This is a genomic window from Kitasatospora sp. NPDC048407 (assembly GCF_043200475.1).
In the GTDB taxonomy this organism is placed as follows: domain Bacteria; phylum Actinomycetota; class Actinomycetes; order Streptomycetales; family Streptomycetaceae; genus Kitasatospora.
Window position 1 is genome coordinate 39714 of record NZ_JBICXW010000019.1, and the last position, 18586, is coordinate 58299.

The 18586-nt window shown below is 71.6% G+C and carries 18 protein-coding genes; 6 read left to right on the plus strand and 12 right to left on the minus strand.

What is annotated here, in order from left to right; translation table 11 throughout:
- Positions 1 to 24: 24 nt before the first annotated feature.
- Both ACGFWJ_RS28140 and ACGFWJ_RS28145 read left to right on the plus strand, forming a co-directional pair.
- Entirely contained in the window at positions 25 to 1368 is a 1344-nt protein-coding gene (locus ACGFWJ_RS28140; RefSeq protein ID WP_392954625.1) for a UDP-glucose dehydrogenase family protein, read from the plus strand.
- Positions 1369 to 1396: 28 nt separating this feature from the next.
- Positions 1397 to 1804 (plus strand): CoA-binding protein, encoded by a 408-nt coding sequence (locus tag ACGFWJ_RS28145; protein WP_392954627.1) that lies wholly within the window; start codon positions 1397 to 1399, stop codon positions 1802 to 1804.
- Positions 1805 to 1811: 7 nt separating this feature from the next.
- On the opposite strand, the gene ACGFWJ_RS28150 is transcribed toward ACGFWJ_RS28145, so the two are convergent.
- The 3 genes from ACGFWJ_RS28150 to purE are packed head-to-tail and all read right to left on the minus strand — an operon-like array spanning position 1812 to position 4420.
- A complete protein-coding gene (locus ACGFWJ_RS28150) occupies positions 1812 to 2639 on the minus strand; it encodes a MerR family transcriptional regulator (RefSeq protein ID WP_392954629.1) in 828 nt (275 codons plus the stop codon).
- Positions 2640 to 2686: 47 nt separating this feature from the next.
- On the minus strand, positions 2687 to 3880 hold the full coding sequence (locus ACGFWJ_RS28155) for a dipeptidase (RefSeq protein WP_387867110.1): 1194 nt from the start codon (positions 3878 to 3880) through the stop codon (positions 2687 to 2689).
- 12 nt (positions 3881 to 3892) lie between these two features.
- Positions 3893 to 4420 carry a 5-(carboxyamino)imidazole ribonucleotide mutase gene (purE, locus tag ACGFWJ_RS28160; RefSeq protein WP_392954631.1) on the minus strand — a complete coding sequence of 176 codons (528 nt, stop codon included), beginning with the start codon at positions 4418 to 4420 and terminating at the stop codon, positions 3893 to 3895.
- Positions 4421 to 4508: 88 nt separating this feature from the next.
- On the opposite strand from purE, the gene ACGFWJ_RS28165 reads away from it, so the two are divergent.
- The gene (locus ACGFWJ_RS28165; protein ID WP_392954633.1) at positions 4509 to 5732 is read left to right on the plus strand and encodes an RNA-guided endonuclease InsQ/TnpB family protein; all 1224 of its coding nucleotides are present in this window, start codon (positions 4509 to 4511) and stop codon (positions 5730 to 5732) included.
- Between the two features lie 28 nt (positions 5733 to 5760).
- Here the strand turns inward: ACGFWJ_RS28165 and ACGFWJ_RS28170 are convergent, their stop codons facing one another.
- A complete protein-coding gene (locus ACGFWJ_RS28170) occupies positions 5761 to 6918 on the minus strand; it encodes a 5-(carboxyamino)imidazole ribonucleotide synthase (RefSeq protein ID WP_392954635.1) in 1158 nt (385 codons plus the stop codon).
- A 164-nt stretch (positions 6919 to 7082) separates the two neighbouring features.
- On the opposite strand from ACGFWJ_RS28170, the gene ACGFWJ_RS28175 reads away from it, so the two are divergent.
- Positions 7083 to 7607 (plus strand): GtrA family protein, encoded by a 525-nt coding sequence (locus ACGFWJ_RS28175; RefSeq protein ID WP_392954637.1) that lies wholly within the window; start codon positions 7083 to 7085, stop codon positions 7605 to 7607.
- A gap of 7 nt (positions 7608 to 7614) precedes the next feature.
- Here the strand turns inward: ACGFWJ_RS28175 and ACGFWJ_RS28180 are convergent, their stop codons facing one another.
- Both ACGFWJ_RS28180 and ACGFWJ_RS28185 read right to left on the minus strand, forming a co-directional pair.
- Positions 7615 to 8853 (minus strand): ATP-binding protein, encoded by a 1239-nt coding sequence (locus ACGFWJ_RS28180; protein ID WP_392954639.1) that lies wholly within the window; start codon positions 8851 to 8853, stop codon positions 7615 to 7617.
- A 13-nt stretch (positions 8854 to 8866) separates the two neighbouring features.
- Positions 8867 to 9541 carry a response regulator transcription factor gene (locus ACGFWJ_RS28185; RefSeq protein ID WP_014136090.1) on the minus strand — a complete coding sequence of 225 codons (675 nt, stop codon included), beginning with the start codon at positions 9539 to 9541 and terminating at the stop codon, positions 8867 to 8869.
- Between the two features lie 317 nt (positions 9542 to 9858).
- On the opposite strand from ACGFWJ_RS28185, the gene ACGFWJ_RS28190 reads away from it, so the two are divergent.
- Positions 9859 to 11367, plus strand: coding sequence for a peptide MFS transporter (locus tag ACGFWJ_RS28190; RefSeq protein WP_392954641.1), 1509 nt, complete (start codon positions 9859 to 9861; stop codon positions 11365 to 11367).
- A 99-nt stretch (positions 11368 to 11466) separates the two neighbouring features.
- Positions 11467 to 11838: a hypothetical protein gene (locus ACGFWJ_RS28195; RefSeq protein WP_387644862.1), complete on the plus strand. Its 372-nt coding sequence runs from the start codon at positions 11467 to 11469 to the stop codon at positions 11836 to 11838.
- A gap of 48 nt (positions 11839 to 11886) precedes the next feature.
- Here the strand turns inward: ACGFWJ_RS28195 and hutI are convergent, their stop codons facing one another.
- The 6 genes from hutI to ACGFWJ_RS28225 all read right to left on the minus strand — a co-directional run bounded on the left by hutI (position 11887) and on the right by ACGFWJ_RS28225 (position 18547).
- Positions 11887 to 13053 carry an imidazolonepropionase gene (hutI, locus tag ACGFWJ_RS28200; RefSeq protein ID WP_392954644.1) on the minus strand — a complete coding sequence of 389 codons (1167 nt, stop codon included), beginning with the start codon at positions 13051 to 13053 and terminating at the stop codon, positions 11887 to 11889.
- A 121-nt stretch (positions 13054 to 13174) separates the two neighbouring features.
- A complete protein-coding gene (locus ACGFWJ_RS28205; RefSeq protein WP_392954646.1) occupies positions 13175 to 14527 on the minus strand; it encodes a formimidoylglutamate deiminase in 1353 nt (450 codons plus the stop codon).
- Positions 14512 to 15699 carry an allantoate amidohydrolase gene (locus tag ACGFWJ_RS28210; RefSeq protein WP_392954755.1) on the minus strand — a complete coding sequence of 396 codons (1188 nt, stop codon included), beginning with the start codon at positions 15697 to 15699 and terminating at the stop codon, positions 14512 to 14514. The genes ACGFWJ_RS28205 and ACGFWJ_RS28210 overlap by 16 nt, the downstream gene beginning before the upstream one ends.
- Before the next feature lie 17 nt (positions 15700 to 15716).
- Complete coding sequence (gene hutU / locus ACGFWJ_RS28215) at positions 15717 to 17384, minus strand: urocanate hydratase (RefSeq protein ID WP_392954648.1); 1668 nt, start codon at positions 17382 to 17384, stop codon at positions 15717 to 15719.
- A 105-nt stretch (positions 17385 to 17489) separates the two neighbouring features.
- Positions 17490 to 17834 carry an SHOCT domain-containing protein gene (locus ACGFWJ_RS28220; protein WP_392954650.1) on the minus strand — a complete coding sequence of 115 codons (345 nt, stop codon included), beginning with the start codon at positions 17832 to 17834 and terminating at the stop codon, positions 17490 to 17492.
- Positions 17835 to 17965: 131 nt separating this feature from the next.
- Entirely contained in the window at positions 17966 to 18547 is a 582-nt protein-coding gene (locus ACGFWJ_RS28225) for a hypothetical protein (protein WP_392954652.1), read from the minus strand.
- Positions 18548 to 18586: the final 39 nt, after the last annotated feature.

The window sequence follows — 18586 nt, forward strand, 5'->3', positions numbered from 1 at the left end:
CGGCCCGAACGGAAGGGAACGCCCGTGGCTCCGCGCATCACGGTGATCGGTACCGGCTACCTGGGCGCCACGCATGCCGCGTGCATGGCCGAGCTCGGTTTCGAGGTCCTCGGGCTGGACATCGACCGGGAGAAGCTGGCGTCGCTGGCCGCGGGCCGGGTGCCGATGTTCGAGCCCGGGCTGTCGGAACTGCTGCTGAAGCACGTGGAGGGCCACGAGGGCTCGACCGGGCGGCTGCGGTTCACCGACTCCTGGGAAGAGGTCGCGGCCTTCGGCGACGTGCACTTCATCTGCGTCAACACGCCGCAGCGCAAGGGCGAGTTCGCGGCCGACATGAGCTACGTGAACGCCGCGGTCGACTCGCTCGCCCCGCACCTGGACCGGCCGGCCCTGGTGGTCGGCAAGTCCACCGTGCCGGTGGGCTCGGCGAACCGGCTGGCGGAGCGGCTGGCCGCACTGGCCCCGGCCGGCGAGCAGGTCGAGCTGGCCTGGAACCCGGAGTTCCTGCGCGAGGGCTACGCCGTCGGCGACACCCTGCACCCGGACCGCCTGGTGGTGGGCGTGCGCGGCGAGCGCGCCGAGCAGCTGCTGCGCGAGGTGTACGCGGGCCCGATCGCGGACGGCGTGCCGTTCGTGGTGACCGACTTCGCGACCGCGGAGCTGGTGAAGGCCGCCGCGAACTCCTTCCTGGCCACCAAGATCTCGTTCATAAACGCGATGGCCGAGGTCTGCGAGAGCGCCGGCGCCGACGTGGTGCAGCTGTCCAAGGCGCTCTCCTACGACGCGCGGATCGGCGGCAAGTTCCTGAACGCCGGGCTGGGCTTCGGCGGCGGCTGCCTGCCCAAGGACATCCGGGCGTTCATGGCCCGGGCCGGGGAGCTGGGCGCCGACCAGGCGCTGACCTTCCTGCGCGAGGTCGACTCGATCAACATGCGGCGCCGCTCCCGGATGGTGGAGCTGGCCCGCGAGCAGTGCGGCGGCGGCTTCCTGGGCCGCCGGGTGGCGGTGCTGGGCGCGGCGTTCAAGCCGAACTCGGACGACATCCGGGACTCGCCGGCCCTGAACGTGGCCGGCCAGATCCAGCTCCAGGGCGCCCAGGTGACGGTCTACGACCCGAAGGCCATGGACAACGCCCGCAAGATGTTCCCCAGCCTGTCGTACGCGGCGTCCGCGCTGGAGGCCGTCCAGGGTGCGCACGTGGTGCTGCACCTCACCGAGTGGCAGGAGTTCCGCGAGCTGGACCCGGCCGAGGTCGGCGCCCTGGTCGCCGAGCGCCGCCTGCTGGACGGCCGCAACGTGCTGGACGGCGACGCCTGGCGGGCCGCCGGCTGGACGTACCGGGCGATGGGCCGGCCGTTCGCGGAATGACCGCGCGGGGCGGCGGGTTCTCACCGGCATGAGCTACGGAGACGACGCCACCGTCCGGAAGATCCTCACCTCCAGCGGCGACACCTGGGCCGTGGTCGGCCTGTCCACCAACACCGCGCGCGCCGCGTACGGGGTGGCGCAGGTACTGCGGCGGGTCGGCAAGCGGGTCGTGCCGGTGCACCCGAAGGCCGAGACGGTGCTCGGCGAGCAGGGCTACGCCTCGCTCGCCGAGATCCCGTTCCCGGTCGACGTGGTGGACGTGTTCGTCAACTCCGAGCTGGCCGGCGAGGTCGCCGACCAGGCGGTGACGAAGGGCGCCAAGGCCGTCTGGTTCCAGCTCGGGGTGGTCGACGAGGCCGCCTACGGCCGTACCCGGGCCGCCGGGCTGGACATGGTGATGAACCGCTGCCCGGCGATCGAGCTGCCCCGGCTGTGACGCCGGGTCAGACCGCCCGGACGGGGAAGGCGATGTCGCAGACCGGCTCGTCCGGGGCGGCGGCCATGAAGTCGGCGAAGTAGACCTCCCGGCCCGGCCCGGTCCGCTCGGTGTCCGCCGACTCGATCCACCCGCACACCGCGTCGTAGGCGGTGAGGATCTGCGGGAAGTCCACCTGCGCCTTGGTGATCCGGGTGTACGCCTCACGGTGCGCGGGCTCGACCCGGTGCGGGACGGTGACCTCGCCGGCCCGGGCCGGGTCGATCGGCACGCAGACCTCGACCGGGCCGTCGGCGTCCTCGTTGACCTCCCCGTGGTAGATCACGAACGGAGCGGCGACCGTGCCGCCGAGCCCCTCGGCCGTCTTCGTCAGCCTGCTGGTGGCGCCGCCGATGAACTCGTCCAGCTCCTCCGGCCTGGCCCGGCGCTGCTCGGTGAGCACCAGCTGGTCCGGCACCTCGCGCTGTTCGATCCGGTACATCTCGTCGATTCCTTCCAGTCCGCTGAGTTGGATGCGGAGGTGTTCGGCCAGCGCCCGCTGCGAAGCGGTGCGCCGTTCGACGGCCGCCCAGTACGCGGCGACCCGCCCGGCCGCCTCGGCGCTCGGCAGGGCGAGCACCTCGGCGACCGTGGCGAGCGGCATGTCCAGGCCGCGCAGCCGGACGATCAGCCGCGCGGTGCGCAGCCGGCCGGCCCGGTAGTACCGGTAGCCGGTGACCGGGTCGACCACGTCCGGCGGGAGCAGGCCCTGCCGGTCGTACAGCCGCAGCGCCTTCGGCGACAGCAGGCCCCGGCGGGCGAACTCACCCGTGCTGAGCAGCCGTTCTTCCTCCACGCCGGTCAGCGTCGGGCCTGCCCCAGGGGCAGGGTCAAGCCGGTCGTTCATGCGCCGTCCAGCTGCTCCCGGGTGGCGATCGACGGCCCGCGCTCGGACCGCAGGCGGCGGGCCACCGTCTCGGCCTCGCGCAGCGTCCGGACGGCGTTGTGCCAGGTGAGCTTGGCGAGGTCGGCCTCGGACCAGCTGCGGCGCAGGAGTTCGGCGATCAGCACCGGGTAGCCGGCCACGTCGTCCAGGCCGGACGGCAGGAACGGGGTGCCGTCGAAGTCGCCGCCGATGCCGATGTGGTCGATGCCCGCCACCTCGCGCATGTGGTCGAGGTGGTCGGCCACGTCGGCGGCGGTGGCGATCGGGCGCGGGCGCTCGGCCGCGAAGGCCTGCTGCACGGCCATCGCCTCCGGGGAGTTGTCGAACGGGCTGAACCCGTTCGCGGTCATGTTGGCGTCGGCGGCGTACGTCCACTCGATGGCGTCGGCCAGCACGAACATCGGCACGAAGGTGGCCATCGCGACGCCGCCGTTGCCGGGCAGCGCGGCGAGCACGTCGTCGGGGATGTTGCGCGGGTGGTCGCAGACCGCGCGGGAGGATGAGTGCGAGAAGACCACCGGGGCCTCGGAGACCCGCAGCGCGTCGCGCATGGTGTCGGCGGAGACGTGCGAGAGGTCGACCAGCATGCCGAGCCGGTTCATCTCCCGGACGACCTCCTCGCCGAACTTGGTGAGGCCGCCGTGCACCGGCTCGTCGGTGGCGGAGTCCGCCCACGGCACGTTGGAGTTGTGGGTGAGCGTCAGGTACCGCACACCGAGCTCGTACAGCGCCCGCAGGGTGGCCAGCGAGGAGTTGACGGAGTGTCCGCCCTCGGCGCCCATCAGCGAGGCGATCAGGCCCGCCTCGCGGGCGCTCTCCAGGTCGTCGGCGGTCAGCGCGAGCCGCAGGTGCTCGGGGTACCGCTCGGTCATCGTCCGGACGAAGTCGATCTGCTCCAGCGTCGCGCTGACCGCGCTGTCGCCGGACAGCTCGGCGGGCACGAACACCGACCAGAACTGGGCACCGACCCCGCCCGCCCGCAGGCGGCCGAAGTCGGTGTGCAGACGGTGGCTCTGATCGGCCGTCAGGTCGATGGCGTCGAGGTCGTAGCCGACCTGGGCGCGCATCGCCCACGGCAGGTCGTTGTGGCCGTCCACCACGGGGGTGGTGCGGAGGACGGCCCTTGCACGGTCGATCAGTTCGGGAGTCATTCCCCCGTTCTACTACTTGCCGAAGCCGAAGGACTCGTTCCCCGCGACCTTGGCCCGAAGCTTGCGCCCCTTCTCGGTCGCCTGGCTGTTCAGCTCGGCCTGGAACTCGACCATCTTCTCCGCCAGTTCGGCGTCGAACGCGGCCAGCATCCGCACCGCGAGCAGGCCCGCGTTGCGCGCCCCCGCCACCGAGACCGTCGCCACCGGCACGCCGGCCGGCATCTGCACGATCGACAGCAGGCTGTCCATCCCGTCCAGGTACCGCAGCGGCACCGGCACCCCGATCACCGGCAGCGGCGTCACCGACGCCAGCATCCCCGGCAGGTGCGCCGCGCCGCCGGCCCCGGCGATGATCGCCTTCAGCCCGCGCCCGTGCGCCTGCTCCCCGTACGCGACCATCTCGCGCGGCATCCGGTGCGCGGACACCACGTCCACCTCGTACGGCACCTCGAACTCGTCGAGCGCCTGCGCGGCGGCCTCCATCACGGGCCAGTCGGAGTCGGAGCCCATCACGATGCCGACAAGGGGGGACTGAGTCATGACAATCCTTTCATGGATGCCCCGGTTTCGGCCGGGAGCAAAGTCGCCATCCGACGCAGTGTCAGTGGCAGGTTCTAGCGTGTGGGCTGTGAGTGCCGTTCACGTCAAGCGGGCCTTCAGGTTCCGCTTCCGCCCGACCGATGCGCAGGCGGCCGAGCTGTTGCGCACGTTCGGATGCGTGCGCCTCGTCTACAACCGGGCGCTGGCGGCCCGTTCCGAGGCCTGGACGGCACGCGGCGAGCGGGTGGGCTACGGCGCGACGTCGGCGATGCTGACGGCGTGGAAACGGACCGAGGAGCTGTCGTTCCTCGCCGAGGTCTCCTCCGTGCCCTTGCAGCAGGCCCTGCGGCACTTGCAGACAGCGTTCACCAACTTCTGGCAGAGGCGGGCGAAACACCCCCGATTCAAATCGAAGAAGCGATCCCGTGACAGCGCCGAGTACACCCGCTCCGCATTCCGCTACCGGGACGGACGGCTGACGCTGGCAAAGATGCCCGAACCGCTCGACATCGTCTGGTCGCGGCCACTGCCCGGGGGCGCCACCCCGTCCACGGTGACCGTCTCGCGGGACGCGGCGGGACGGTGGTTCGTGTCGATGCTGTGCGACGACCCGGGCATCCGGCCACTGCCCGTGCTGGACTCGGCTGTGGGGCTCGATGTCGGCGTCACTTCCCTGGTGACGCTCTCCACCGGCGAGAAGATCCCCAACCCGAAGCACGAACGTGCCGACCGGGAACGCCTGGCCAGGGCCCAGCGAGCCCTCGCGCGCAAAGCTCAGGGATCGGCGAACTGGGAGAAGGCCCGGCGCAAGGTCGCCCGCGTCCACGCGCGAATCGCCGACCGGCGCCGGGACCACCTGCACAAGCTCACCACTCGGCTCGTCCGCGAGAACCAAGCGGTCGTGATCGAGGACCTGACGGTCCGCAGTCTGCTCAGGAACCGGAAGCTGTCCCGCGCTGTCGCGGACTGTTCCTGGAGCGAGTTGCGGGCCATATTGACGTACAAGTGTGTCTGGTACGGCCGTGAGCTGATCACCGTCGACCGGTGGTTCCCCAGCTCCAAGCTGTGCGGCGCGTGCGGAACCATCCGCGACACCATGCCCCTGACCGTCCGCGACTGGGAGTGCGGCTGCGGCGCGGTCCACGACCGGGACATCAACGCGGCACGCAACATCCTGGCCGCCGGGCTGGCGGCAGCAGCCTGTGGAGACGGCGTAAGACCTCAACGGAGCACTCCGGGCGGGCAGTCGTCGATGAAGCAGGAAGTCGTCCCACCGCCGCGCTCACGCGCGGCGGCTCGGTCGCGAGGCTGAGGGACCCCCTCCGAGGAGGAGGGGAAGGTCAATCGGTGATCGTTCCTCGCAGGTAGGCGGCCGCGTGGCGGGCGCGCTCGCGGACGTCTTCGAGGTCGTCCCCGAAGACGTTGACGTGGCCGACCTTGCGGCCGGGCTTCACGTCCTTTCCGTACATGTGGATCTTGAGGCCGGGGTCGCGGGCCATGCAGTGCAGGAAGGCGTGGTACATGTCGGGGTAGTCGCCGCCGAGGACGTTGACCATGACGGTCCACTTGGCGCGGGGGCGGGGGTCTCCGAGGGGGAGGTCGAGGACGGCCCGGAGGTGGTTCTCGAACTGGGAGGTGACGGCGCCGTCCTGGGTCCAGTGGCCGGAGTTGTGCGGGCGCATGGCGAGTTCGTTGACCAGGATGCGGCCGTCGCGGGTCTGGAAGAGTTCGACCGCGAGGTGGCCGGTGATGTCGAGTTCGCCGGCGATCCGGAGGGCGAGCTGCTGGGCCTCGTCGGAGAGCGCCGGGTCCAGGTCGGGTGCGGGGGCGGTGACTTCGGCGCAGATGCCGTTCTCCTGCACCGACTCGACCACCGGGTAGGCGACGGCCTGGCCGCTGGGCGAGCGCACCACGTTGGCGGCGAGTTCGCGGACGAAGTCGACCTTCTCCTCGGCGAGCACGGGCACGCCGGCCAGGAACGGGGCCGCGGCCTCGGCCTCGTCCTTGACGACCCAGACGCCCTTGCCGTCGTAGCCGCCGCGCACGGTCTTCAGGACGACGGGGTAGCCGTCGCCTTCGAGCGCGAAGGCCGTGACGTCGGCCGGGTCGGCGACGATCCGGTGCCGGGGGCAGGGGACGCCAATGGAGTCGAGCTTGGCCCGCATGACGCCCTTGTCCTGGGCGTTGACCAGCGCGTCCGGCCCGGGGCGGACGGCGACGCCCTCGGCCTGCAGGGCGCGCAGGTGCTCGGTGGGCACGTGCTCGTGGTCGAAGGTGATGACGTCGCAGTCGGCGGCGAAGGCCCGCAGCACGTCGAGGTCGCGGTAGTCGCCGAGCACGGTGGTGCCGACCACCTGCGCGGCCGACTCCTGGGGGGTGTCGGCGAGGAGTTTGAAGCGGATGCCCAGCGGTATACCCGCCTGGTGCATCATGCGGGCGAGCTGCCCGCCGCCGATGACTCCGACCACTGGAAAGTTCGCATTGCCCGCTACAGTCACGCGCTCCAGGATATCTGGGCCGGTCAAAGCCCCAACACCGGCGTGCGGGTGGGGCGTACGCACCGGGCGTGGTACGGAGCACTCGGAAGGGGCGGGTAGCCTGGTGGGCCGGATCGACGACACCACTACTTATCCGATCATGTGAAGCATACGGAGCCGCCCGGATGACGAGCACCACAGAATCGCGTCCTTCGTTGTCCCAGCGACTGCGCGGTCTGTCGCTGGAGGCGGTCGGCTTCGCCGTGATCGGCGGCGTCGGTTTCCTGGTGAACCTGGTGGTCTTCACCGCCTGTCTCCAGGCCAGCGGCCTGATCTACTCGGCGGCCGGTGTGATCTCCGGCGCGGTGGCGATCGGCACCAACTATCTGGGCTACCGCTTCTGGCTCTACAAGGACCGCGACGCCGCCTCCCGCAAGCGGGAGATCACGCTGTTCCTGCTGTTCAGCGGCATCGGCCTGCTGATCGAGAACGGCATCCTGGCATTCTCGGTGCACGTGCTCGGCTTCCAGTCGCACTTCAGCCAGGTGATCGCGAAGAACGTGCTCGGCCTGGCCGCGGGCACCGTGTTCCGCTTCGTCTCCTACCGCACCTGGGTGTTCAAGGCGATGCCGGAGCTGGAGGACCCCGAGGTGGTGCAGGAGGCCGAGCTGCTGCTGGCCGCCGAGGACAGCCGCTCGCTGGCCAACTGACCTCGTGTCACTCGCCCGCGTAGGCGAGGAACAGTGCGAACACCGGCGGCCGCAGCGACAGCAGTTCGAGGCGGCCGCCGTCGGCTTCCGCGAGGTCGCGGGCGACGGCCAGTCCGATCCCGGTGGAGTTGCGGCCGCTGACGGCCCGTTCGAAGACCCGGTTGCCGAGTTCCCTGGGGACGCCCGGACCCTCGTCCTGCACCTCGGCGACCACCGAGCTGCCGGAGCGGCGGGCCCGCAGGGTGATGGTGCCGGCGCCGTGCATCAGCGAGTTCTCGATCAGGGTGGCCAGCACCTGGGAGACGGTGCCGGGGGTGCCGATCACCTCGACGTCGCGCAGGCCCTCGACGACCAGCCGGCGTCCGCTGTCGCGCAGCGTCGGGGCCCACTCCTCGACCTGCTGCTTGATGACCTCGTCCAGGCCGAAGCTCACCGCGGTGGGGCTGTTGGGGTCGCGCTGGTTGGTGAGCAGCCGCTGCACCACGTCGGTGAGCCGTTCGACCTGCTGGAGGCCGATGGTGGCCTCCTCGCGGACGGTGTCCGGGTCCTCGGCGAGCGCGGTGATCTCCTCCAGCCGCATGGAGAGCGCGGTGAGCGGGGTGCGCAGCTGGTGGGAGGCGTCGGCGGCGAGCCGGCGTTCGGCGGTGAGCATCCGCGCGATGCGTTCCGCGCTGGTGTCCAGCACCTCGGCGATCCGGTCGAGTTCGGGCACGCCGTAGCGGCGGCCCTGCGGCCGGGGGTCGCCGGAGCCGAGCCGTTCGGCGGTCTCGGCGAGGTCGGTGAGCGGGCGGGCCAGCCGCTTGGCCTGCCAGACGGCGAGTGCCACGGCGGCCTGCACGGCCAGCAGCGCGACCACGCCGAGCAGCAGCAGCATGTTGCCGATCTCGTGGTCGAGCGCGGCGCGGGACTGCGCGACGGTGACGGTCTCACCGCTGGCCCCGGACTCGGTGGCGGTCAGCGCCGGCCCCTCGACCGGGCGGCCGAGGACGATCTGCGGCTGTCCGGGGATGTCCACGGTGACGTAGAAGTTCTCGGTCACCACGGCGGCGAACTTCTCACCGGTGACCGGCTCGTTGGCGACGAGCCGGCTCTCCACCAGACCGAGCACCCGGACCGACACCGCGTCCACCCGGTCGTTGGCGGCGTTGGTGATGGACTGCTTCTCGATCAGGGCCAGCGGCACGCAGAACACCGCGACCACCACCAGGACGACGCCCAGCAGTGAGTTGATCATCCTGCGCTTCACGCCGGGTGGACCTTCAGTTCTTCTCGAAACGGAAGCCGACGCCGCGCACGGTGGCGATGTAGCGCGGGTTGGCGGCGTCGTCGCCGAGCTTCTTGCGCAGCCAGGAGATGTGCATGTCCAGGGTCTTGGTGGAGGTCCACCAGGTGGTGTCCCAGACCTGGCGCATGATCTCCTCGCGGGTGACCACTCGTCCGGCGTCCCGCACCAGCACCCGCAGCAGCTCGAACTCCTTGGCGGAGAGGGTGAGTTCCTCCTCGCCGAGCCAGGCGCGGTGCGACTCGATGTCGATCTTCACGCCGTGCGCGCCGGTGGTGAGCTGGTCGACATTGCCGCGCCGGAGCAGGGCGCGGACCCGGGCGAGCAGCTCGGCCAGCCGGAACGGCTTGGTGACGTAGTCGTCGGCGCCGGCGTCCAGGCCGACGACGGTGTCCACCTCGTCCGCGCGGGCGGTGAGCACCAGGACCGGGAAGCTCTTGCCGTCGGCACGCAGCCGTCGGCACACCTCCAGGCCGTCCATCTCGGGAAGCCCGAGGTCCAGCACGATCAGGTCGACGTCCTCGCTGAGGCCGGCGCCCAGGGCGGCCGGTCCGTCCTCGCGGACGAGCACCTCGTAGCCCTCGCGGCGCAGGGCGCGGGCCAGCGGTTCGGAGATTGCCGGGTCGTCCTCGGCCAGCAGCACACAGGTCATAGGGGCGATGGTAGACCGCTCGGGCACGCCTGATCAGGGGGTCTTCGGGGGTTGTGACGCGCCCTACTTGACCGCTGTGAACACTGTCACAGGGCGTGATCGATTTGCGTTTGCGGGCATCTTCCGCAACAACTGCGCTTACATGGACATTCTTCGCACGAGCCTTGTCATCGCAGGCAATTCTCCTGCCTGAGCATCGAAAGGTGCAGTGCAATGACACTCCGCTTTACCTTCTGAATACCATTCACGCTCCGCAGTCAACCGAACTCGCGACTTACAGTGGTGGAGAACCCGAGCAAGACAGGCAAGGAAACAGCATGGCTTCGAGCACCCTGGAGTCAGAGGTAGGGACCTCCCCCGGTAACGGACGGACCTTCCTCGGCCACCCCCGCGGCCTCGCCACCCTCTTCATGACGGAGACGTGGGAGCGCTTCAGCTTCTACGGCATGCGCGCTCTGCTGGTGGTCTACATGTCCGCCAAGGCGGCCGACGGCGGCCTGGAGATGCAGGTCGCCACCGCCACCGCGGTCTACTCCGTGTACAACGCGATGGTCTACCTGCTCGCGCTGCCCGGCGGCTGGATCGCCGACCGGCTGCTCGGCGCCAGGCGCACCGTCGCCCTCGGCGGCGCGATCATCATGGTCGGCCACTTCCTGCTCGCCGTGCCCGCCTCGGCGTCGTTCTTCGCCGGCCTGGTCTTCATCGCGGTCGGCTCCGGCCTGCTGAAGGCCAACATCTCGACCATGGTCGGCCACCTCTACGACGGGCCCAACGACCCGCGCCGGGACGGCGGCTTCACGATCTTCTACATGGGCATCAACCTCGGTGCCTTCCTCGCGCCGCTGGCCATCGGCACCGTCGGCCAGAAGATCGACTGGCACCTGGGCTTCGCGATGGCCGGCGTCGGCATGGCCCTCGGCCTGATCCAGTACCTGCTGGGCACCCGCCACCTCAGCCCGCGCTCCAACGTGGTCAGCGCCCCGATCACCCCCGACGAGCGCCGCAACGTGCTGCGCAAGGCCGGCCTGTGGCTGGCCGCCGCCGCGGTGTTCTACGGCGTGGTCGTCGGCACCGGCAACTTCAGCGTCGCCTGGGCGATCTGGCCGCTCTCGCTGGCCGGCATCGCCGTCCCCGTCCTGGTCTTCAGCCGGATCCGCCGCGACCCCGACCTGACCGGCCAGGAGCGCTCGCGGATGAGCGGCTACCTGTGGTTCTTCGCCGCCGCCGCGGTGTTCTGGATGATCTACGACCAGTCCGGTTCGACGCTCAGCGTGTTCGCCGACCGCAACACCGCCGGCAGCCTGTTCGGCTTCTCGTTCCCGTCCAGCTGGTTCCAGTCGCTGAACCCGCTGTACATCATGGCGCTCGCCCCGGTGTTCGCCTGGCTGTGGAACGCCGCCGCCCGCCGCAACCGCAACCCCTCCACCACCTCCAAGTTCGCCTTCGGCCTGCTGATGATCGGCGTGTCGTTCCTGGTGATGATGCTGGCGATGGCGGCGGCCGGCGGCGGCGCCAAGGTCACCCCGCTGTGGCTGGCCATGGTCTACCTGATCCAGACCACCGGCGAGCTCACCCTCTCCCCCGTCGGCCTGTCCGTCACCACCAAGCTGGCGCCCGCCAAGTACGCCAGCCAGATGATGGGCATCTGGTTCCTCGCGGTCACCGCCGGCGACTGCGTGGCCGCCCTGGCCCAGCTGGCGCTGGGCGACAGCGTGGTCGGCTCCACCTGGTACTTCGCCGTCCAGGGCCTGCTGGCCATCGCCGCCGGCGTCGGCCTGTTCGCCGCCCGCGGCCGGGTCGGCAAGCTGATGGGCGACGTTCGCTAGGCCCGTCCGGCCGATCCCCGTCGGATCGCCCCCCAGCCCTTGGGAGCTGGGGGGCGATTCGGTGTTCCGCCCCCGGCGGCGGAACCCTACGATGCGCAGATGTGCTTCCGTCGAATCAGTTCGAGCCGGCACTTCGTCTGCCTGGCCTGCCGGGCCTCCTGCAAGAAGAGGTCGGAGCCGCGGCGAGTGCACCACTGCCCGCGGTGCCGGGGCGAGCTGATCGACGCAGGTCACGACCTCGCCGTGCCGGCCCGCCGCGACACCGCCGGCTGGCGCGCGCTCACCGCGCTGCTGAACGCCGGAGTCACCTTCCACTCCTCCTGCTGCGACGGCCCCGGCTGGCGGCCCCGTACCCCTCGCGAGGTCAGGACGCGGCTGGCGGCCTCGGCCGGCACCGGGATCCCCGCGTCCACGGCACTCACCACCCTGGACCTGGACGAGCCGGCGGCGAAGAAGCGTCCCCGCCGCTGACGCCCGGCGACCCGCCTCGCGTCGGCCACCGCCCTTGGAGCCCGCCGGCTAGACCTTCCGGACCCCGCCCTGCCAGACGGCGGCGGTCAACGGGACGCCCGGACGGTACGCCAGGTGCACGTGCGACGGCGCGTCCAGCAGCAGCAGGTCCGCCCGGGCACCCGGGGAGACCCGGCCCACGTCGGTGCGGCGCAGCGCCAGCGCCCCGCCCGTGGTGGCGGCGTGCACCGCCTCGTCGGGGGTCATGCCCATCTCGCGCACCGCGACGGCCAGGCAGAACGGCATCGAGCTGGTGAAGCTGGAGCCCGGGTTGCAGTCCGTGGACAGCGCGACCCGCACCCCGGCGTCCAGGAGCCGCCGGGCGTCCGGGTAGGGCGCCCGGGTGGAGAACTCCGCGCCCGGCAGCAGGGTGGCCACCGTGTCGCCGTCGGCCAGCGCCGCCACGTCCTGGTCGGTCAGGTGCGTGCAGTGGTCGGCGGACGCCGCGCCCAGCTCCACCGCGAGCTGCACGCCCGGGCCGAAGCTCAGCTGGTTGGCGTGGATCCGCGGCCGCAGCCCCTTCGCCATCCCCGCCGTCAGCACCGCCCGCGCCTGGTCGCCGTCGAACGCCCCGCGCTCGCAGAACACGTCCACCCACCGCGCGAACGGGGCGCACGCCTCCAGCATCTCCCCCGTCACCAGCTCGACGTACCCCGCCGGGTCCTCCGCGAACTCGGGGCCCACCACGTGCGCCCCGAGGTACGTCGTCTCCTGCGTGTGCCCCGCCGCGATCCGGAGCGACCGCGCCTCGTCGACGGTGCTCAGCCCGTACCCCGACTTCACCTCCACCGTCGTGGTGCCCTGCCGCAACATCTCCGACAGGTAGCGGGTCAGGTTCGCGTTCAGCTCGGCGTCGGACGCGGCCCTGGTCGCCGCCACCGTGGTCCGGATCCCCCCGGCCGAGTACGGACGGCCCGACATCCGCGCGTTGAACTCCGCGGTCCGGTCCCCGGCGAACACCAGGTGCGAGTGACTGTCCACGAACCCGGGCAGCAACGCCCGCCCGGCGGCGTCGAAGCTCTCGTCCGCGGCGGGGGCATCGCCGGTCCGACCCACCCACACCACCCGATCGCCCTCCACGACCACGGCGGCGTCGGCCAGCAGCCCGAGCGGCCCGTCCCCGAGCTCCGGGTCGTTGGTCACCAGTGAACCGATGTTGTTGATCAGCAGACTCATGAAGGTCGTTGTCCTCAAGTGGTGTTCCGGCCCCACTCAACCCCCGCGCCCCGTCGGGGGCGCGGGGAACTGCGCGAGGCGGAAGGTGAACGTCGGTGAGGTCGCGCCTCAGGGGGTTTCGTTACCGCAGTGCGTCCACAGCGTCGGCCAGCTGCCCGGCAACGTCCGGCACAAGCTGGTGCACCCCGTCCTTGACGATGTGCCGCCCGCCCACCACCAGGTGCCGCACGTCCGCCGCACTCGCCGCGAACACCGCGATCTCCGCACCCAGTTCCGGGGGCGCGCCCGCCGTCCGCACACTGTCCAGCGCGACCACGCAGAAGTCGGCCAGCGCGCCCGCCTCCAGCCGCCCGGCCTCGGACCAGCCCAGCGAGGCGTGCCCGTCCGCCGTGCCGGCCCGGAGCAGCGCGTTCGCCGTCCAGTGACCACGGGTCCGGGTGCGCAGCCGTTCGTCGAGTTCCAGCGCGCGGGCCTCTTCGAACGGGTCGATGACGGCGTGGCTGTCGGAGCCGAGGCTGATCGGGCAGCCCGCGGCGGCCAGCCGCTTGGCGGGGCCGATGCCGTCGGCGAGGTCCCGTTCGGTGGTGGGGCACATGCAGATGGTGGTGGTGCTGTCGGAGAGGAGGCGGATGTCCTCGTCGGTCAGGTGCGTCGCGTGGACGGCCGAGGTGCGCGGTCCGAGGACGCCGTGGTCGGCGAGCAGCCGGGTGGGGGTGACGCCGTGCGCGGCGAGGCAGGCGTCGTTCTCGGCGGTCTGTTCGGAGAGGTGGACGTGCAGCGGGGCCTTTCGCATCGCGGAGAAGTGCGCGACGGTGCCGAGCTGTTCGGCGGGGACGGCCCGCACGGAGTGCACCGCGGCGCCGATCCGGGCGTGTTCCGCGCCGGTCAGCGACGAGACCCGGGAAGCCCAGGATTCGGCGTCGCCGTCGGAGAAGCGGAGTTGGGTCTCGGTGGGTTCGGCGCCGAAACCGGAGGACAGGTAGCAGGTGTCGAGCAGGGTGATCCGGATGCCGGCCCGTTGCGCGGCCTCGATCAGCGCCTCGCCCATCGCGTTCGGGTTGTCGTACCGGACGCCGCCGGGCGCGTGGTGCAGGTAGTGGAACTCGCCGACGGCGGTGATGCCGGCCAGCGCCATCTCGGCGTAGGTGGCGGTGGCGAGCGCCAGGTAGGTGTCGGGGTCGAGCGCGGAGGCGACCCGGTACATCGTGTCGCGCCAGGTCCAGAACGTCCCCGATCCGACCTGCACGCTGGACCGCAGTGCCCGGTGGAAGGCGTGCGAGTGCGCGTTCGCCTGCCCGGGCAGGGCGAGTCCGGCCAGCCGGACCGCCCCGGCGGGGCAGGGCCCGCTCTCGGGGGTGACCTTGGCGATCCGCCCGCCGGGGCCGACGGCGATCAGTACGTCGCGTCGGACCGCGTGGCCGTCGGCGTGCGGCAGCCAGGCGTGTTCGGCCCAGTACGTCACGACGGGCGGCATGCGAGGTCCTCCAGTACGTCGGCGAGGGCGGCGACGCCCGCGTGGCAGTCGGCCTGCTCGGCGTGTTCGGCCGGGGAGTGCGAGACGCCGGTGGGGTTCCGTACGAACAGCATGGCGGTCGGGACGGTGGACGCCAGGATTCCGGCGTCGTGTCCCGCTCCGGTGGGCAGCACGGGGGCGTGCAGCAGCCCGGCCAGGTGGTCGCGGAGCGGGCCGTCGAAGTCGACGACGGGGGTGAAGGATTCGCGGGTGAGGGTGACCCGGACGCCGTCGCGTTCGCCGCGTTCGACCGCCAACTTCTCGATGGCGTCGACGAGTTCACCGAGCGTCGCCTCGTCGGCTGCCCGCGAGTCGAGCCAGCCGCGGACGAGTGAGGCGATGGCGTTGGTGCCGTTGGGTTCGACGGCGACCTTGCCGAAGGTGGCGAGCGCCCCGGCGAGGCGGGCCTTCTTGCGGGCGCCGAGGACGGTGGTGGCGTAGGTGAGCATCGGGTCGCGGCGGTCGGCGAGCCGGGTGGTGCCGGCGTGGTTTGCCTCGCCATGGAAGTCGAACCGCCAACGGCCGTGCGGCCAGATCGCGCTGGCCACGCCGACCGGCTGTTCGTCCGTCAGCCACCGGCCCTGTTCGATGTGGAGTTCGACGAACGCGCCGATCCGGCCGAGCAGTTCGGGGTCGGGGCCGATCTGCGCCGGGTCGTGGCCGGCCTTGAGCATCGCGTCGGGCAGCCACACTCCGTCGGCGTCGCGCAGCCGGTAGGCGGCGTCCCGGTCGAGGACGCCGGTGGCGAGCCGGCTGCCCACGCAGGCGACGCCGAACCGGGCGCCCTCCTCGTCGCCGAAGTTCGTGATCGCCAGCGGGCGGGTCAACTCGGTGCCGCGCGAACGGAGTTCGTCGAGTGCGGCGAACGAGGAGATCACGCCGAGCGGGCCATCGTAGGCGCCGCCGTCGGGAACGGAGTCCAGGTGCGAGCCGGTGACGACGGCGTTCCCGGCGGTCGGGTCGCCGAGCCAGGCCCACTGGTTGCCGTTGCGGTCCATCTCGTAGTGCAGGCCGCGGGCGCGGGCCTGCTCCTCGAACCAGGACCGGCATTCGGCGTCGGCGGAGTTCCAGGCGTACCGGCGGTAGCCGCCGGAGGAGGCGGAGCGGCCCACGGGGAGCAGCTCCGCCCACATCGCGTCGAAGCCCTCGGTCACAGCTCGGCCATCGGGACGCGGACGCCCCGCTCCTGAGCAACTTCCGAGGCCCGGTCGTAGCCGGCGTCCACGTGCCGGATGACGCCCATGCCGGGGTCGTTGGTGAGGACGCGGCGGATCTTCTCGCCGGCCAGCGCGGTGCCGTCGGCGACGGTGACCTGACCGGCGTGGATGGAGCGGCCGATGCCGACGCCGCCGCCGTGGTGGATGGACACCCAGGACGCGCCGGAGGCGACGTTGACCATGGCGTTGAGCAGCGGCCAGTCGGCGATCGCGTCGGAGCCGTCGAGCATCGCCTCGGTCTCCCGGTAGGGGGAGGCGACGGAGCCGCAGTCGAGGTGGTCGCGGCCGATCACGATCGGGGCGGACAGCTCGCCGGACGCCACCATGTCGTTGAACCGCTCGCCGGCCTTGTCGCGTTCGCCGTAGCCGAGCCAGCAGATCCGCGCGGGCAGGCCCTGGAAGTGCACCTTCTCCTGGGCCATCTTGATCCAGCGGTGCAGCGACTCGTTCTCCGGGAACAGGTCGAGGACGGCCTTGTCGGTCTTGTGGATGTCCTTCGGGTCGCCGGACAGCGCGGCCCAGCGGAACGGGCCCTTGCCCTCGCAGAACAGCGGCCGGATGTACGCGGGGACGAAGCCGGGGAACGCGAACGCCCGGTCGTAACCGGCGAGCTGGGCTTCGCCGCGGATCGAGTTGCCGTAGTCGAAGACCTCCGCGCCGCGGTCCTGGAAGCCGACCATGGCCTCCACGTGCCGGGCCATCGACTCGCGGGCACGCTGGGTGAACTCGGCGGGCTTCTCGGCCGCGTAGGTCGCCATGTCCTCGAAGTCGACGCCGGTCGGCAGGTAGGCCAGCGGGTCGTGGGCGCTGGTCTGGTCGGTGACGATGTCGATCGGGGCGTCCATCGCGAGCAGCTGCGGCAGCAGGTCGGCGGCGTTGCCGAGCAGGCCGATGGAGAGCGGCTGCCGCTTGTCGCGGGCCTCGGTGGCGAGCTGCAGCGCGTGGTCGAGGCTCGATGCCTCGACGTCGAGGTAGCGGTGCTCGATCCGGCGGGCGATCCGGGACGGGTCGCAGTCGATGCAGATCGCCACGCCGCCGTTCATGGTGACGGCGAGCGGCTGGGCGCCGCCCATGCCGCCGAGGCCGGCGGTGAGGGTGATGGTGCCTTCCAGCGTGCCTCCGAAGCGCTTGTTGGCGACGGCCGCGAAGGTCTCGTAGGTGCCCTGGAGGATGCCCTGGGTGCCGATGTAGATCCACGAACCGGCGGTCATCTGGCCGTACATGGTGAGGCCGAGCGACTCCAGGCGGCGGAACTCCTCCCAGTTCGCCCAGTCGCCGACCAGGTTGGAGTTGGCGATCAGCACCCGGGGCGCCCACTCGTGGGTCTGCATGACGCCGACCGGCCGACCGGACTGGACCAGCATGGTCTCGTCCTGCTTGAGGCCCTGCAGGGTCTTCACCATGGCGTCGAAGGAACGCCAGTCGCGGGCGGCCTTTCCGGTGCCGCCGTAGACCACCAGCTTGGACGGGTGCTCGGCAACCTCCGGGTCGAGGTTGTTCATCAGCATCCGCAGGGCGGCTTCCTGCTGCCAGCCCTGCGTGCTCAGCCCGGTGCCCCGCGCCGCGCGAACCTCGCGCGGGCCGCTCGCCTGCTCTGCCATGGACCAGCCTCCTTGCGGATGGATTCATTCACGATCAAGCAGAGTGAATATATCCAAACAGCATCGGGCTGACCAGAGTTTCGAGCGCCCGCGTCGGCACCCGTTTCAGCTCTTCCCCTGATCCCCCGGCTGATCCCCCGGCCCACTCGGCGGGCTGTTCTCGCCCCGCAGGGCCGCCAGCCGGTGCCGGTACTCCTCCACCTCGATCTCGCCCCTGGCCAGCCGTTCGGCCAACAGCCGCTCCGCCTCCGGGACCTGGCTCTGCGGCGGGCTCTGCGGCGGGCTCCCCCACTGCGGCCCGTCCGACCGCCCGCCCGTCCGCCGCGTCGAGGACGCCCGCCACAGCGCGGCCAGCACGACGATCACCAGCAGCCCGAACAGCATGAACGTGATCCCGGGCAGCACCCACGACCAACCGCCGTGGTGGTAGTACCCGTGGTGCCAATACATGACCATCACCCGCCACCGCACCCGAACGGTGCGCCGCTTCCAGTCTGCGCCTCACCCGGCGGGGACGGCGCCCGGCGGGCATCAGGCCGGGCGGGCATCAGGCCGGGGCGGGCATCAGGCCGCGGTGGCCGTCAGGCCGGGGTGCCGGAGAGCAGCGCGGGTGCGCCGCCGGAGACGTCGTAGACCAGGACGCCGGTGTCGGTGGTGATCACGATGCGGTCGGGCCCGTCCCAGCCCGCGGCCTTGAACACGCCCTCGCCGGCCCACTTCCCGATCTGGCCGTACACCTGCCACCGCCGGGCCGACCAGCCGGAACCGTCCTCCAGCTCGACGAACCAGCCCTGGGACTCCGCCTCCATGCCGAAGTCGCCCTGGCGCAGCACCCGCAGCGCCCGGTCCGCGCCGCCGGGCGCGGCCTCGTGGTGCGCCACGGTGCGGCCGGATCCGCCGTGGAACAGCGCCGGGGCGCAGGCCAGCGCCCCCAGCATCCCGACCCACAGGAGCGTAACCGGCCACCGGCCGCCGCTCCGGCCCAGCACCGCCACGGCCGCCAGGAACAGCGCCACGGCCGTCAGGCACAGCGTGACCGGCCGGCCGAGCAGCTCGGCCACCGCCATCCGGCCGCCGGACCGGCCCTCCCAGGTGCCCCACCACGCGGCGGCCACCGCCAGCACACCACCGGCCGCGAACAGCCCGCCCAACCAACTGCGCATCGGTCTCCCCTCCCTGGCAGGTCACCCTAGCCGGGCGGG